This window comes from Kordia periserrulae (assembly GCF_003054265.1).
Lineage (GTDB): Bacteria > Bacteroidota > Bacteroidia > Flavobacteriales > Flavobacteriaceae > Kordia > Kordia periserrulae.
In genome coordinates, this window is record NZ_QBKT01000004.1 from 51,641 (window position 1) to 69,273 (window position 17,633).

4 protein-coding genes are annotated in these 17,633 nt (G+C 36.9%); all 4 read left to right on the top strand.

Annotated elements, in window-relative coordinates:
* Position 1 precedes the first annotated feature (1 nt).
* The 4 genes from C8N46_RS09255 to C8N46_RS09270 all read left to right on the top strand — a co-directional run bounded on the left by C8N46_RS09255 (position 2) and on the right by C8N46_RS09270 (position 17,591).
* Positions 2 to 7,948 (top strand): non-ribosomal peptide synthetase, encoded by a 7,947-nt coding sequence (locus C8N46_RS09255; RefSeq protein ID WP_108114618.1) that lies wholly within the window; start codon positions 2 to 4, stop codon positions 7,946 to 7,948.
* 116 nt (positions 7,949 to 8,064) lie between these two features.
* Positions 8,065 to 12,522, top strand: a complete 4,458-nt coding sequence (locus tag C8N46_RS09260) for a type I polyketide synthase (protein ID WP_108114619.1) — start codon at positions 8,065 to 8,067, stop codon at positions 12,520 to 12,522.
* Positions 12,523 to 12,549: 27 nt separating this feature from the next.
* Positions 12,550 to 15,939, top strand: a complete 3,390-nt coding sequence (locus C8N46_RS09265; RefSeq protein ID WP_108114620.1) for a non-ribosomal peptide synthetase — start codon at positions 12,550 to 12,552, stop codon at positions 15,937 to 15,939.
* Between the two features lie 47 nt (positions 15,940 to 15,986).
* Entirely contained in the window at positions 15,987 to 17,591 is a 1,605-nt protein-coding gene (locus C8N46_RS09270) for an MBL fold metallo-hydrolase (RefSeq protein ID WP_108114621.1), read from the top strand.
* The last annotated feature ends 42 nt before the right edge of the window (positions 17,592 to 17,633 follow it).

The window sequence follows — 17,633 nt, forward strand, 5'->3', positions numbered from 1 at the left end:
TATGCAAGATTTTATTAAAAAACTATCAAATCTAGACATTCACTTACTGCTAGATGATGGCAATATAAAAGTACGTCACAACGGAAATTTGACCGACGACATAAAGGCTGAAATTCGTGAACACAAAGCAAATGTGATAGCGTATTTGCAGTCCAAACGAACCTCTGCCACTTTTCAAGCGATTGAAAAAGCGCCAGCAATGGAGTCGTATCCGTTATCGTCAGGACAATATCGTTTGTGGGTAATTCAAAACATGAATCCAAACTCAGGAGCGTACAATATGCCTGCTCAACTAATGTTAGATGATTCGTTTGATATCGAAATCATGGAAAAAGCAATTCTGGCAACAGTTGAGCGTCACGAAATTTTGCGAACGGTTTTTAAAGAAAATGCTGAAGATGAAATTCGCCAGTGGATTCTTCCTGTTTCAGAAGCGAATTTAGATATCAAAACCCTCGACTATACCAACGAAGCAAACAAATATCAAAAAACGCAAGACTATTTCAATACAGACAAAAACAAACCATTCCATCTAGAAAAAGGGCCGTTATTTAGAATAGTCTTTATCAGACTCTCTGAAAAAGAATGTTTCTTTTACTACAACATGCATCACATTATCAGCGATGGTTGGTCGTCTAATATCATTACTGAAAACATTTTAGGGTTTTATCACACCATAAAAACAGGAGAAAATGTAGTTGCCGATACGCTTCCAATTCAATACAAAGACTATGCATACTGGCAAAAACAGCAATTGCAAAGTGAAGCCTATGAAGCGCATAGAAACTACTGGAAAGCACAATTTGCAAAAGAATTGACACTAATCGATTTGCCAACAAACAAGGTTAGACCAGCGTTTAAAACAGATAATGGTCATCACTTAAAAATAAACTTTACTGCCGATATCGCACAAAAAATAACAGAAACTTTCCAAAAAAATGGCGGAAGTCTCTTTATCGGTTTAATGTCTGCATTTCAATTCTTATTACACAAATACACAGGTGAAAAAGACATCGTTATCGGTTCGCCAATTGCTGGAAGAGATCACAAAGATTTAGAACAACAAATAGGTTTTTACGTGAATACACTTGCCATACGCAGTGAAATTGAAACAGCGCAAACGTATTTGGAATTTTTCAATACGGTCAAAGCAAACATTCTTAATGCGTACAAGCATCAAGCCTATCCTTTTGACGAATTGGTACAAGAACTCGATTTAAAAAGAGATGTAAGTCGCAACCCACTATTTGATGTGTCACTTGCCATCGAAAACGCAGATATCACTACGGTAGAACACGGACGCTTTTCGCAAGAAGCAGGAAGTGTCATTGACTTAGGAGCGAACAAAGCAAAATTCGACATCATCTGTAAAGCGCAAAAAATGGGCGATGCGTTATGCCTAAATATCATTTTCAATTCAGATGTGTATGAAGTGCCGCTCATGCGCCAATTTGCGACGCATTTCTCAACATTTTTGATGGAAATGGAATCGCATTTACAAACAAAAATTGAAGACATTCAACTGATTTCGTCGGAAGAAAAAGAGCAATTATTACAAACGTTCAACGATACTAAGGTTGATTATGAAGCTAACAAAACCATCTTGGATTTCTTTCAAGAAAATGTAGCAAAAACACCAAATGCCAAAGCAATTACGTTTGAAAATAACTCGTTAACGTATGCTGAATTGGATGAAAAATCAAATCAATTGGCAAATGTCTTGTTAGCAAAAGGAATTTCAAAAGGAGACTTTGTACCACTTTGTATAGAGCGCTCGTTGGAAATGGTGGTTGGAATAGTGGCAGTGCTCAAAACAGGAAGTGCGTATGTACCCATCGGAACCGATTATCCTGCACAGCGAATCAACTTTATCTTAAAAGAAATCAACGCGAAACTGTTGCTAACCACTCAAAAAACGGCATCAAATCTAACAAGTGCTGTTGACGTATTGGCTATTTCGCTTAAAAATCTTTCAGACGCTTCCGCAGAAATGCCAAAGATGACCATTTCACCAGCAGACAATGCGTATGTTATCTACACTTCTGGAACGACAGGAAATCCAAAAGGTGTCGTCAACGGACACGCAGGTTTAGTAAACCGTTTGTTATGGATGAAAGATGATGTAGCTATTGATAACACGTCGGTTTTACTACAAAAAACACCATACACGTTCGATGTTTCTGTATGGGAATTACTCATGGGAACCATCGCAGGAAACGAATTGGTCATTGCAAAACCTAATGGTCACAAAGATCCGTTCTATCTGCAAGAAATCATTCAAGAAAAAGCAGTTACGTTAGTACATTTTGTACCTTCCATGTTGGCAGCTTTTTTGGAAAGTGTATCAGAAGTAACTTTTGCAAACTTAAAACATGTAGTATGTAGTGGAGAAGCATTATCTGCAAACATTGCTAACGATTTTAAAACAAAACTTCCAACGGTTGAGTTACACAACTATTACGGACCCACAGAAGCCGCAATTGATGTCACAGCTATCAATTTGTCAAATGTTGCAGTTACTACCAATGTAAGTATTGGTGCGCCAGTAGCAAATACACAAATTTACATTGTAGATGAAGCGTTGCAACCACAACCAATTGGGGTATATGGCGAATTGCTCATTGGTGGCGTACAAGTAGCAAAAGGTTATCTAAATCGTTCAGAATTAACTACTCAAAAATTCATTCCAAATCCTTTTAAAGCAGATGAAACTGTCTACAGAACGGGCGATTTGGCGTGTTGGAATGCAGATGGAACCTTACAATTTAAAGGAAGAATTGACGATCAAGTCAAAATAAAAGGCTATCGTATTGAACTTGGCGAAATTGAGCAAGTCATTCAAGAAATTGAAAACATTCAAAAAACGGTTGTCAAAGTACATACAACGGAAACAGGAGATGAACTTGTGGCGTACATAGTAGCAGACACAGAAATTGACCGAAAAGCCATTCAAAATGTATTAATGCAAAAGCTACCAGATTATATGGTGCCGCGTTTGTTTATGCAAATTGATGAAATTCCGCTCAACGTGAATGGAAAAGCAGACAAAAAGAAGCTGCCAACACCAACAGAATTTGCCACAATTGAAGAAACATACGTTGCCCCAACAACGGCAGAAGAAAAGGCTTTTACAGAAGTTTTACGTACAGTTCTCAAAAGAGATAAAGTAGGAATCAAAGATAATTTCTACAATATGGGCGGCGATTCTATCAAATCCATTCAAATAGTTTCTAAGTTGAAGCAAAGTGGATTTACAATCAAAGTAGAAGAAATTTTACGTAACCCAATTGTAGAAGATGTGGCAAAATTACTTCGCAAAGAAGTTCGTATCATTGACCAATCGGCGGTTTCTGGAGAGGTGATTTTAACACCAATTCAGGAAAAATTCTTTGCCGAAATGCGCGTTCCTTCACACTTTAATCAATCTGTAATGTTAAAAAGTGAGGAAGCTATCCATGAGGGAATCGTGACCAAAGTCATGCATGATTTGGTTACACATCACGATGCGTTGCGTATGCGTTATCATCATGAAAATGGCAAATGGACACAATACAATGAAGCTATTGCAGCAAATCATGTTGAAATCACATCACATGACGTTAGTGAAACTGCACATCCGTTACAAGAAATGGGCACTATCGGCGACAGCTTACAAAGTTCTATCAATTTGGAAAATGGACCATTGTGTAAAGTAGCGATATTCAAGTTAAAAGACAGCTATCGCATTGCATTCATTGTTCATCACTTAGTAATCGACGGTGTTTCATGGCGAATTTTGTTGGAAGATTTTATCACGCTATACACTGCATATCATACCAATCAAACAGTAGTATTGCCGCAAAAAACGGATTCATTCCAATATTGGGCAGCGCAACAACAAGCGTATGCAAACAGTACCAAAATTCAAAACGAAATTAAGTATTGGGAAAAAACGTGTGCTCAGGAAATTCCAGCATTCTATGTAGAATTTGAACATGAAGAAAAACCAACACCTGTTAGAAAAACAGCAAGCACGCAATTGGATGCTTCTGTCACAGATGCCGTAAAAACCAAAATTCATAACGTATATCATACCGAAGTCAATGACATTCTTATTACGGGATTGGGCTTGGCACTCAAAGACGTATTTGGTCAAGAAAAATGTGTCATTGAAATGGAAGGTCACGGACGAGAAGACATCGTAGAAAATATAGATGTGAGCAGAACCATAGGTTGGTTTACAACCATGTTTCCGTATGTATTAGAAGTTCCGTTTGACAATGCAGAGCGTCAATTAGTACATGTAAAAGATTCGCTGCGAAACATTCCAAACAAAGGAATTGGCTACGGAATGTTACATTATTTGTCAAATACCAAATTGCCAGAAATTGCGCCAGCGATTTTATTCAATTATTTGGGAGATTTTGGTTCGTCGGTTGGTGATACAAATACGGAAAACAACACCAATGCTTTATTCGAATATGCAAGCGAATATGCTGGAAACAGTATAGATGCTAACAACAATTGGAAAAGTCACTTAGAAGTCTCTGGAATGATTGCGTCTGACCAACTGAATCTTTCCATCACTTACGATGCTTCGGAATATTCCGCAGAAAAAATCAACAGTTTGCTAGCAGCTTTTGAGCGTCACATTACACAATTGGTAGCAGCGTTAGTAGTTGAAAAACAAGAATATACAACGGCTTCTGATTTGACCTACAAGGGATTGACGTATGATACGCTACAAAACTTAAATGTAGACAACAATGTAGAAGATATCTATCGTTTAGCGCCATTACAACAAGGAATTTACTTTACCTGGCTATCGCAAATTGCCCCAGAAATTTACTTTGAGCAAACGTATTACAAGCTTAACGGAGTTAGGTTTGACATTGACAATCTTCAAAAAGCATACGAATTGCTCATTCAGCGTCATGCAATCTTACGAACGAGTTTTACAAGTAGTCATTCGGAAGATCCGTTGCAAATTGTTTGGAAAAAGGTGCCAATTCACTTTACGCATGAAGCTTTATACGATAAAGGTTTCACCGCAGAAGAGCGTAAAAACTATGTGGATTCAGTTAAAAAAGCAGATCGACAAAAAGGATTCAACTTGGAAGAACCTTCGCAAATGCGTTTGCACGTGTTGGACTTTGGAAACGAAGGCTATGAGTTCATTTGGAGTCATCATCATATTTTGATGGATGGTTGGTGTGTAAGTATCTTAATCAATGATTTCTATCAATTGTTAAACGACCTTACCAACCATCGTGAAACGACACTTGCGCCGCCAGTAAAATATGCAAACTACATTGAATGGTTGGACGGAGTTGACAAACAAGCTTCTTTACAACATTGGAAAGCTTATTTGGCAAACTATGAAGAAAAAGTACACTTGCCATACACCAAACAAGGATTTGACATAAACGCCTACGAAGAACTCAAAGAATTCACCGTAATTGACGGCGAATTACACACACAAATCACGAAGTTGTGTCAAGAATTGGGCATTACGCAAAATGTATTTATGCAAACGGTTTGGGGATATGTATTGTCGCGTTACAATCACACCTCTGATGCAGTTTTCGGATTGGTGGTTTCGGGTAGACCAGCAGCTATTCCAAACATTGAAGAAATTTTAGGATTGTTCATCAATACGATTCCTGTTCGTATCAATTATCAGGCAGAAGAAACCATCGCGGAAACGCTTATCAAAGCACACAAAGCAGCGTTGGAATCAGCAGACCATCACTATTTGAACTTTTCAGAAGTCAACGCACAATGCGATTTAGGCGCTGAACTGATTGACCACATTATGGTTTTCAAAGACTATTTGGTACAAGAACAAGTAACAGAAAATGATCAAAATGCGTTTGAAAATTCGGTGGTAGAAGACACGCAAATTTTAGAACGAAACAACTTCCAATACAATATAGAAGTCATTCCGTCAGCACGTGGAATTCGCGTAGATATCAACTACAACACATATCGATTTGACACAGCATTTATTAAAAATACGTTGCAACATCTCAAAAACATTGCAGCGGCTTTTGTGGCAAATCCAACAGAAAAAATAGCGGACGTAGATTATATATCAGAAGAAGAAAAACAACAGCTACACCATAACTTATCTGGAGTTGAAATTCATACAAATGATACTACTACAGTTATTGATTTATTTGAACAACAAGCCATGACAACTCCAGAAAGTGTAGCGCTTCAATATGAGGAGAAACAGCATACGTATGCTGAACTGCAAAAAATGAGTACAGCGTATGCAGCGTTTTTACAACAAGAACATCAAATTGACAAAGGCGATGTTGTGGGCATTTATCTCAATCACAGCGATTGGACATTGGTGGCGATTTTAGGAATCCTAAAAGCAGGCGCTGTATTTGTGCCAATCCAAGCATCGTTGCCAGATGACCGAAAAGCGTTTATGGTAGAAGATACCAACATGAAATTGCTTGTTACAGAAACAAATTACATGTTTGAATTGGATTTCTACGATGGAAATATGACCGCGATTGATGTAGAATTTGAAGCAAGCGAATTTGAAGGAGAAACCATCACAACAACAGTAACCGAAGAAGATTTGGCATACATTATCTATACATCAGGTTCTACAGGATTGCCAAAAGGTGTACAAGTCGGACACAAATCACTTCGCAATTACATTCAGTGGAGCAAGCAAAGCTATCTGACAGACGATTTGGCAAACTTTGATTTCGGATTGTTCACTTCATTAGCATTTGACTTAACCATTACAAGTTTGTTCTTGCCAATTGTTAGCGGCGGAAAATTAAATGTATTCAACGATACGGATGAAATCAGTACAACCTTACAAAAATACTTAACGTCGGGCGCAGCATGTATCAAACTTACACCAGCGCACATCAGTTTAATGACAACGTTAATTCCAACGTCTTTAGATACAAACATTCAAATGGCAATTGTCGGTGGCGATGCATTGCAAAGCACACATGTAGAAACCTTGCAACAACTCAATCCTGCGATTCGAATTTACAACGAATACGGACCAACGGAAGCTACCGTAGGTTGTATTGTAAAAGAAATTGCTGACGCTAATAACATCACTATTGGAAAGCCAATTGCGAATACGGATATCTACATTTTAGACCAAAACCTGCAGCTAGTACCAAAAGGAATTGCTGGAGAAATCTGTATTTCGGGAACTGCGTTGGCAAAAGGATATCTCAATCGAGCTGACCTTTCGGCGGAAAAATTCATTGAAAATCCTTTCGACAAAACGGCTAAACTCTATAAAACAGGCGATTTAGCGGTATTGGCTGAGAATAACGAACTCATCTATTTAGGACGTGTGGACAATCAAGTAAAAATAAATGGTTTCCGAATTGAATTGGGTGAAGTAGAAGAAAACATTCAGGCCATTGAAACTATTAACTCTTGTATTGTCATTGCGCAAAAAACTTCGGAAAATCAGCTAAAGTTGATTGCATATTTTACCGCTTCCGCAGAAGAAAACATTGAACAGTTAAAAGAGGTACTTCGACAAAAACTGCCAGAATACATGATTCCGAGTTACTTTATGCAATTGGAAACCATGCCATTGACAACCAATGGTAAAATTGACAAAAAACAATTGCCAAATCCTGCAAACGGTGCCATGTTATCGCAAGTAGATTACGTAGCTCCAGCAAACGATGAAGAAGCGCGAATGACAAATATTATTCACCAACTCATCGGAATTCCGGCAGACAAAATTAGTACAATAGCCAACTTCTTTGACTTGGGAATCAATTCCTTAGAATTAATGAAGTTGCAACACATGATTCGCACAGAGTTTCAAACAGAAATACACATTACCACATTGTTTGAACATACAACCATCAAAGATTTAGTGGCACATACATTCCATACACAAGAAGAAGTAGAAGAAGTCAATATTTCAGATGCAATTGATGATACGTTGGACGAATTATTTTAAAAATAACAATCAAACCAAAAAAATTAGTGACATAGCGCACTACACAAACCTATAAATTCAAAAGGAAAAATACACTTACAAGTATTTTTCAGTTGAATGACAACCAGCACTTTACAATGAAAAAAAGTAACGTAAAAGATATAGCTATAGTCGGTATGGCTTGCAATTTTCCTAAATCGGAGAGTATTACCCAATTTTGGGACAATCTTCGAAATGGAGAAGATTTGGTACATACATATTCCGACGAAGAATTAAAGCAATTTGGAATAGAAGAAGCTCTCATCAAAAACCCAAACTTTAAACGAATAGATGCCAAAGTTGACAACGCCGAGGAATTCGATTTTTCTTTTTTTGGATATACGCAAGGAGAAGCTCAAATCATGGATCCGCAATCAAGAATGATGCACCAAGTCGTATGGGAAGCATTGGAAGACGCATCAATCGATACAAAAACATATAAAAATGATATTGGATTGTACGTTGCTGCCGCTAATAGCTATAACTGGTTAAACTATACTCGGTTAAATCCAAGTAAAGACGTAGATACCTTTTTTACAAGACGTTTAGGAGATAGTCAATTCATCAACACGCTTATCTCTTACAAACTCAATCTTACGGGACCAAGCTTAAAAATAGATACTGCTTGCTCAAGTTCATTAGTAGCAATTCACTTGGCATGTAGAAATTTACTATTGAGAGAATGTACCATTGCAATTGCTGGCGGCATAAATATTAACACGATTGATAACAAAGGATATTTCTACGAAGAAGGGATGATATACTCCAAAGACGGACGCTGTAAACCTTTTGACAAAAACTCTTCAGGAACTATCGGCGGAGAAGGTGCTGGTGTCGTTGTGTTAAAACGTATGGAAGATGCGTTGCGCGATAAAGATCATATTTATGCAGTGGTTAGAGCTTCGTCTGTAAATAACGACGGAAATACGAAAATTGGATATACAGCGCCAAGTATTGTAGGACAATCAAAATGTATCACTAACACCTACAAATTTGCCAATATTGAACCCAAAAGTATCAACTATATTGAAGCACACGGAACAGGAACACAATTAGGCGATCCTGTAGAAGTGGCTTCGTTAAACAAAGTATTTAAAGATGCAAAAGGTCACAAATGTGCTTTAGGTTCTGTAAAATCGAACATGGGACATTTAGATACTGGAGCTGGTGTTGCAGGATTCATCAAAGCGTCTTTAGCATTGTATCATGAAGAAATTCCACCAACATTACATTTCAATGAAAAAAATGAAAACGTTGATTTTGCTTCAGGACCATTCTACGTTAACAATACGTTACAAAAAATGGTGCGTTCCAACGGTTCTCCATTGCGTGCTGGCGTAAGTAGTTTGGGAATAGGAGGAACCAATGCACACATTCTATTAGAAGAAGCTCCAGAAATAACGGCTGATAAAAAACTAAGAAAACACGAGCTAATTACCTATTCAGCAAAAACTTCTGCGGCGTTGCATCGTTACAAAGCAAAACTCAAAGACTTTTTAGCAACCATTGATGAAACGCAACTTGCAAACGTAGCATACACCTCCAAAACTGGTCGTACAGAATTCAATGTACGCGATTTTATTGTCTGTGATACTACTACAAATGGAATCAAAAACTTAGAAAAGAATATTGAAACCAACACCAAAAATTCACTCTCAGGAAACAAAAACATCATTTTTATGTTTCCAGGTCAAGGAAGTCAATTTGTGACCATGGGGAAAACGCTCTATCAAGAAGAAGCGATATTCAAATCTGTGATGGATACTGGTTTTGCATGGCTTCAAGCGCATCTAAAAGAAGATTACAAAGCAATTATTGGCTATACTGATAACACTTCCGTAGATGTGTCTCAGATTAACCATACGATATACACACAACCCTTATTGTTTTTAATCGAAGTTGCGTTGGCAAAATTACTCATGAGTTGGGGAATTCAGCCTTCGCAAATGATTGGTCATAGCTTGGGCGAATATGCTGCTGCTTGTATTGCAGGTGTATTTTCACTAGAAGATGGATTAAAACTCATCACCAAACGTGCAACATTGATGCAAGCGTTGCCAAAAGGAGATATGTTGGCTGTTGGCGAAACGGCAGAAGCAATCGCGCTTATATTGCCAAAAGAACTTTCGATTGCTGCTATAAATACTAGTGATTCATGCACAGTTTCTGGAAATCCAGAAAGCATTGCGGCATTTGAAAAACTGTTAGACGCACAAGAAATATCGTTTAAAAAATTACACACATCACACGCGTTTCACTCAGAAATGATGGATGAAATGTTGCCAGCGTTTGAGAAAGAATTGCAAACCATTCGTTTCTCCAATCCAACAATTCCTTTTATTTCAAATCGTACAGGAAAAGAAATTACTGCTACAGAAGCCACGACTCCTCAATACTGGACAGAACACATTCGTAATACAGTACAATTCAACAAAGGGTTACAAGAATTAACCAAAAAATACAACGGAATTTATTTAGAAATTGGTCCTGGTACAACGCTTTCGTATTTCGCAAAACAGCAAAAAAGCTTTAGAGACAAAACAAATACGGCTGTTCAAACCATGAGTCATCCAAAAAAGCAAGAAGAAGACAGTTTTGTACTTGCCAATGCGTTGGGAACATTGTGGAGTCAAGGAATTTCCATTGATTGGAAAGCGTATTACAATAATGAAATACTGTATAAAATTCCGTTACCAACTTACAGTTTTGAACCATACAAGTTCCCTGCACGAATCAATTTGAAAAAATTATATGCACAATTAGGAATGGCGCAAAATGCTGCTACAAGCACACAAAACGATTTATTTTATGTGCAAAATTGGAAAAAAACCTTTCAATCTAAAAAAGCAGCGATTTCAAAAGACAAACAAACGTATCTTCTCTTTTCAAACGAAACTCCGTGTAGTAATGCAATCAAAGAATCGTTGCTAGCTTCTGGTAATGTAGTCGTTGAAGTTATGAAAGGAGATACATTTCAAAAACTGAGTGATGTTCAGTTTGCAATGAATCCAACAAACGCAGAAGAGTATCAACAACTATTTAAAGCCTTAACGAACGAAGTTGAAGTTGATACAATTTTGTACACATGGGATAGTGTCTTTACAGAAGATTCGTATGAAACAGTTTTCAACGCAAAACTGAACCTAGGAAAAGCATTAATAGCATACAGAAGTGAAAGCAAACGCAAATTGGTTCTTATTGGTAATTACCAAGAAGAAGTCTTAGGAAACGAAACTGTGCAAACAAACGCTTTAGCTTCCAATACAATTTTGGACATTGCTTCTCAGGAAAATCCGCTATTAAAAACCATCACCATCGATGTTAGTATGGAAACTTCGGACGCTTCAGTAATTGCAAACATCATCAATGACATTCAAGACAGTGAAGCACCAAAGCAATCGGCTTACAGAAATCGTCAAAAATGGACGTCGTTTTTTGAAGCGTTTGAAACTTCAGAAATCAACAACTCAATTTTAGGCGCTAAAACCTATGTGATTACAGGCGGATTGGGAATTGTAGGTGAAGCACTTATTAGTCATTTATGCGATACCTATAATGCGACCGTAATTGTATTGGGAAGAACGGAATTACCTCCCAAAAGTGAATGGTTACAATATTCGAGAAATAAAGATGTAAATCCAGGAATCATTCAAAAAATTGCACACCTAGTGGCGCACCAAAAGAATGGTAGAAATGTACATTATGTTACTACAGATATAGCTAAAGAAGCGGAACTGTTAAAAACGATTTTTGATATAGAGTCAGAATATGGTAAAGTAGCTGGCGTGATTCATGCCGCAGGAATTTCAGACACAAATATGTACAAATTCGTAGAAGAAATTGATCAACCAACAATTCAGGCACATTTCTCTGGAAAAGTTACAGGTACACAAAACATGTACAATGTATTTAAAGACAAACCGTTAGATTTTGCTTGGATTACTTCGAGTTTATCTTCTGTTCTTGGCGGATTAACCTACGGAACATACGCCTCAGCAAATAAGTATATCGATGCTTTCATGCAATCTAAAATGAACAAATTGCAAAACTGGTCGTGGGTAAATTTAGATGGTGTAAGTGACAAAGGATTGCAGGCGACAGATATCGTTCGAATTTTTGAAACTTCAATTCACACCAAAGAAGTCCATCAACTAATTATATCTTCAACAGATATCAATGCCAGAAACAACAAGCAACAACAAGCTGCTAATAAAGAAACAGCTGCAGCAAATGAGTTGATTATTGAGCGCCCAGAAATTGAAACTTCGTACCAAGAACCAACTACCAAAACGGAAAAAGAATTATGTGCCTTATGGGAAGAATTCTTTGGCTATGAAAAAGTTGGTTTGCAAGATGACTTTTTCGACTTAGGCGGCGATTCCTTAAAAGCGATGACTGTAATCAAACGAATGAATAAAACCTTCAACATTTCGTACAATTTGAAAGACTTCTTTTCAAAATCAACCGTAAAAGAGTTGGCAGAAGAAATAGATTTAGCACTTCAAGTTCAAAGCTTGCAGATTAGCAAAAAAGGAAAAACTACAATCAAAATATAACCAATAATAGTTACAATAAAAACAATCATGAAAGAACTTATTGCCGAAATAAAATCGAAAGAGATACACATTGCTGTCGTCGATGGCGAGCTAGAAGTAAGTTTTGAAGGCGAACTGGATGCTGAATTAATTCAAAAGATTAGACTACATAAACAAGATTTAATAAATCTTCTTCAAAAACACAATATAGAAGATGTACAAAACGAACTTAAAGCGGTTGAAATGCAGGAAAGTTATCCACTTTCCAATGCACAAAAGCGCTTGTGGACAGTATGCCAAATAGATGATAATTCAAGGGCATACAATATTCCGAATACTGAGTTTCTTCAAAATGTTGATATCGAAATCTTTAACAAATCGGTAGCTAGTGTCATTGAACGACACGAATCGCTTCGAACTGTTTTTAAAGAAGACGAAAGCGGTGAAATTCGTCAGTGGATACTTCCGTCAACAGCATTAAATTTTAAAGTGTTGTTTGTAGATTGTAGCACAGAGGAAACTCCAAGAAGCGTTGCCGAACAACACATTGCTGCTGACAAATACAATATGTTCGATTTGGAACATGGACCATTGGTGCGAGCACATCTTTACAGGCTTTCGACTGAAAACTATATGTTCTATTTTAACATGCATCACATCATTAGCGACGATATTTCTATCAAAGTATTGATGAGTGATACGATGGTGTTTTACACAGCATATTTGCAACATACAACGCCTGAATTACCGCCATTGCAAATACAATACAAAGATTATGCTGTTTGGCAATTAAATCAGCAAACATCAGCTACGTACAAAGCGCATCAATCGTATTGGTTAGAGCGTTTTTCAGGAGAATTGCCTTTGCTGGACTTAGGTTCAAGCAACATACGACCGAAAGTGTTAACCAATAATGGAAAGCATTTACACATGTATATTGATGCTAAAGTGATGCAAAAAGCATCAAATTACGTCAATCAAAATGGCGGAACGTTATTCATGTTTTTATTAAGCGTTTGGAATGTGCTTTTGGCAAGATATTCCTCACAAAACGAAGTAGTGATTGGAGCTTCTGTATCAGGAAGAAATCATGCAGATTTAGAAAGTCAGATAGGTTTTTATATTGAAACATTACCATTGCGTACTAAAATTGATTGGGAAGCGAATTTTGACGGTTTATATCAACAAGTAAAAGAAGATACTCTTTCCGATTTTTCACATAACAGTTATCCGTTTGACAATTTGGTGAACGACTTGCAATTGGTTAGAGATTTGAGTAGGAATCCATTATTTGACGTTATGTTTACCTTAGATGACGATTCTGCAAAAGCTACAACCATCGATCCTGAAAAAATAAATACGGTTCATGAAGTAACTAAGGGTTCTAGTCTTTCCAAATTCGATTTGGATATAGAAATGCGCGAAGTACAAGGTGGATTTTTAAGTTTCAACTTGATATTTAACACAGACATTTACGAAGAAAACTTCATCAGACAATTAATAACACATTACTATATGTTATTAGAAGCGTTGGTGAGCAATCCTTCTCTAAAATTGGGAGAAATAGCATACCTGACAGAAGAAGAAAATAAACAACTAGCTGATTTCAACAATGAAAAAACGGCTTTTCCAGAAATTGAACTAGTCAGCAGTTTATTTGAAAAGCAAGCAAGAAAAAATGTAGATGCAATAGCATTAGAAGTTTCTGGAGAAACACTAACCTACAGAGAATTGGATGAAAAATCAAATCAATTTGCCAACTATTTAATAAGTCAAGGAGTTTCCAAAGGAGATTATGTGCCTTTATATGTAGAGCGTTCGTTGGAAATGATTGTAGGGATTTTAGGAATTTTCAAATCGGGCGGTGTATATATTCCATTAGATGTAAATCTTCCGAAAGAACGAGTACAATACATTGTTGATGATGCAAAAGCAGGCTACTTTGTAACAAAAACATCGTTGATAAACGCTGTAAAATTAGCAGAGGAAACACAAGTATTACACATAGATTTTGAACAACTTTCGTTGGAGTCTTCGGGCTATCCAAACAAAGACATTTCGCCAAATTCAGAAGCGTACATCATTTACACCTCTGGAACTACAGGAAAACCAAAAGGTGTGGTGCTTACGCATCAAAGTTTAGGAGCATTTTTAATGAATGTAGAAGGACAATTCAAAAACATCTCAAGTCAACCAGTATTGGCTTCTAACGGATTTGATATTTTTCTATTTGAACTTTTCAATCCGTTACTCTCAGGCGGAAAAGTCATTCTTTTAAAAGATGAAGAAGTAAGAGATTTAGACTATTTACTTACAACCTTAGAAAATGTGGCTGCTTTCCACGCGGTTCCTGTATTAATGGCGCAAATTGTAAAGTATATAAAAGAGCACGAAATTCAGCATAAGTATACCAAAGTAAAAGAACTCTACATTGGAGGAGACGAAGTGCCAACGCATGTTTTAGAAGATATGTATGAAGTGTTTCCAAATGCAACCATACATGTGTTCTACGGACCAACAGAAGGAACTGTTTTTGTAACTACTAAAAATTACGAACGTAAAGAAACTACGTTCAAAGGTGCTGTCATTGGAACACCAAACATAAGTTCTCAGATTTATATTTTGGATGAATACAATAAAAAAGTACCATTTGGAGTAACAGGCGAACTCTGTATTGGCGGCGCGCAAGTAGGAAAAGGATATTTGCACAATGAAGCTTTGACTGCTGAAAAATTCATTCAAAATCCTTTCAAAGCAACTGAAAAAATCTACAAAACGGGCGATTTAGCGCAGTGGTTGCCAAATGGAAACATCACATTTATTGGTCGTAAAGACAACCAAGTAAAAATTAGAGGTCACCGAATTGAACTAGAAGAAATTGTAAAACGCTTACAATCAAAAGTGGGTATCGAAAAAGCAATAGTTGTTGTAAAAGGAAAACAGGAACAAAAAGAATTGGTTGCCTACGTAGTAAGCAAAGAAACTCAAAATGTTACTGAGTTGCGAAACTACTTAGGAGAAACATTACCTAATTATATGATTCCTTCCTTTTTCGTAAACCTAGATGAAATTCCTCAGACAGCTAACGGAAAACTAGATAAAAATGCCTTGCCAGATCCTGCTGATTTAGGAATGGAAAGCGGAATTGAATACGAAGCACCAAGTAACGAAATAGAAACCATGCTGGTAGCGCTTTGGGAAAAAATACTAAACCTTGAAAACATAGGCGTTAGTGATAATTTTTTCCATTTGGGAGGCGACAGTATCAAAGGGATTCGCATCATATCTGACATCAAAAAAGAATACAATGTTAAAGTAAGTCTGGGACTCTTTTTTCAACAACCAACCATCAAATCATTGGCGGAAGATATTGCCAACAGTTTATGGCAAAACGAAGAAGAATCAAAGGATGAAGCGGTTGACATCTTAGAAATATAAAATCAAAAATTACTTAAAATAAAAAATCACACAAAAATTATTACACCATGAATCAAGAAGAAAATCTTTATTATTTAAAATTAAATGTAGCTATTGAAGCACTTGTAGACAGATGGTACGGTTGGGCACATTTAGTGTCGCCAGCAACTGCGGCAATGAATATTAAGGAGCGTCACATAAAAATTATGGAATCGTACATAAAAAATCCAAAAATTCATGCAGCTGCCGTAAAAACACCAAAAATGTTAGGCGGACCTTTCATCGATTATGATGGCGGACGCGTAGAAGATATCAAACAACTTTTAGAAGAAACGAAAGAAAAAAGAGCTAGCATGCTCAAATTGAACGAAGCCATTGTTGAATTGAACGATATGCTTCAAACGGAAGCTACAGGGTACAGTTTAGATCCGTTATACGACAAAATTCCTGAAGCTTTAAAAGGATATGTAGAATTGTATTATGACTTAAACAACAAGCCAAATTTCCGCTTTTTTGAATCGCTTTTATACCAAAGTGAATTTTATGACGAAGCAGCACAATCCATCTCATTGCAATTGGTAGAATCTGATGACAGTCGCTCATTTGTATTAAGTACACCAAGATTGGATGACGAACACTTAATTCATTCACACATTCCGTTTAGAGATCAAGTCATTGACGATTTATTCCGAATGAAAAAAACACCGGGCGATTTTACCAAATTGGTAGACCGATTAGGAATCAAACCAGAACAAGAAGAATTGTTCAAATCGTTCTTTACCAAAACGCCACCACCAAAATACGAAAGATACCAAGGAGAAGGAATCAGAACGCGTTATTTTGGACATGCGTGTGTATTGGTAGAAACAAAAGAAATTGCCATTTTGGTTGATCCTGTAATTAGCTATGACGGTTATGAAACAGACGTAAATCGCTACACGGTGAACGATCTTCCAGAGCAAATCGATTATATCTTAATCACGCACAATCACCAAGATCACGTATTGCTTGAAACGTTATTACAATTGCGTCACATGACGAAAAACATTGTAGTACCAGCCAGTGGAAAAGGAAACCTACAAGATCCAGATTTAAAACTGATGTTCAACAATATCGGATTCGATAACATTATTGAATTAAGCGATATGGAAACCATCAAATTGGATAAATGTACCATTACAGGAATTCCGTTTTTAGGAGAGCATTCTGACTTAGACGTACGAAGCAAACTATGTTTCCACGTAGCATTGCACAATAATTTTAAGGTCTTATTTGCTGCCGATTCATGTAATGTACAACCAGAAATTTATAGAAAAGTTCACAATATTCTTGGCGACATCGATGTCTTATTCTTAGGAATGGAATGTGACGGAGCGCCATTATCATGGTTGTATGGTCCGTTAATGTCCAATAATATTGAGCGCGACAAAGATCAATCGAGACGTTTGGCAGGATGTAACTATACGCAAGGAAATGATTTGGTAGAAATCTTCAAACCAAAAAATGTATTTGTGTACGCTATGGGATTAGAACCTTGGTTAAAATTCATCAGCTCCATCAAATACACAGACGAGTCTAAACCAATTGTAGAATCTAACAAATTAATTAATCACTGTTTAGAAGCTGGAATTGAAGCTGAGCGTCTATTTGGGGAAAAGACCATCGAATACTAAACTAAGCTATTCGATATATAAACCTACACCATTACAACAAAC

What these genes read in the sequence shown, in the direction of transcription:
- C8N46_RS09260 (WP_108114619.1), top strand. Translation starts at nt 8,065, where the DNA reads ATGAAAAAAAGTAACGTAAAAGATATAGCTATAGTCGGTATGGCTTGC.
- C8N46_RS09265 (WP_108114620.1), top strand. Translation starts at nt 12,550, where the DNA reads ATGAAAGAACTTATTGCCGAAATAAAATCGAAAGAGATACACATTGCT.
- C8N46_RS09270 (WP_108114621.1), top strand. Translation starts at nt 15,987, where the DNA reads ATGAATCAAGAAGAAAATCTTTATTATTTAAAATTAAATGTAGCTATT.
- C8N46_RS09255 (WP_108114618.1), top strand. Translation starts at nt 2, where the DNA reads ATGCAAGATTTTATTAAAAAACTATCAAATCTAGACATTCACTTACTG.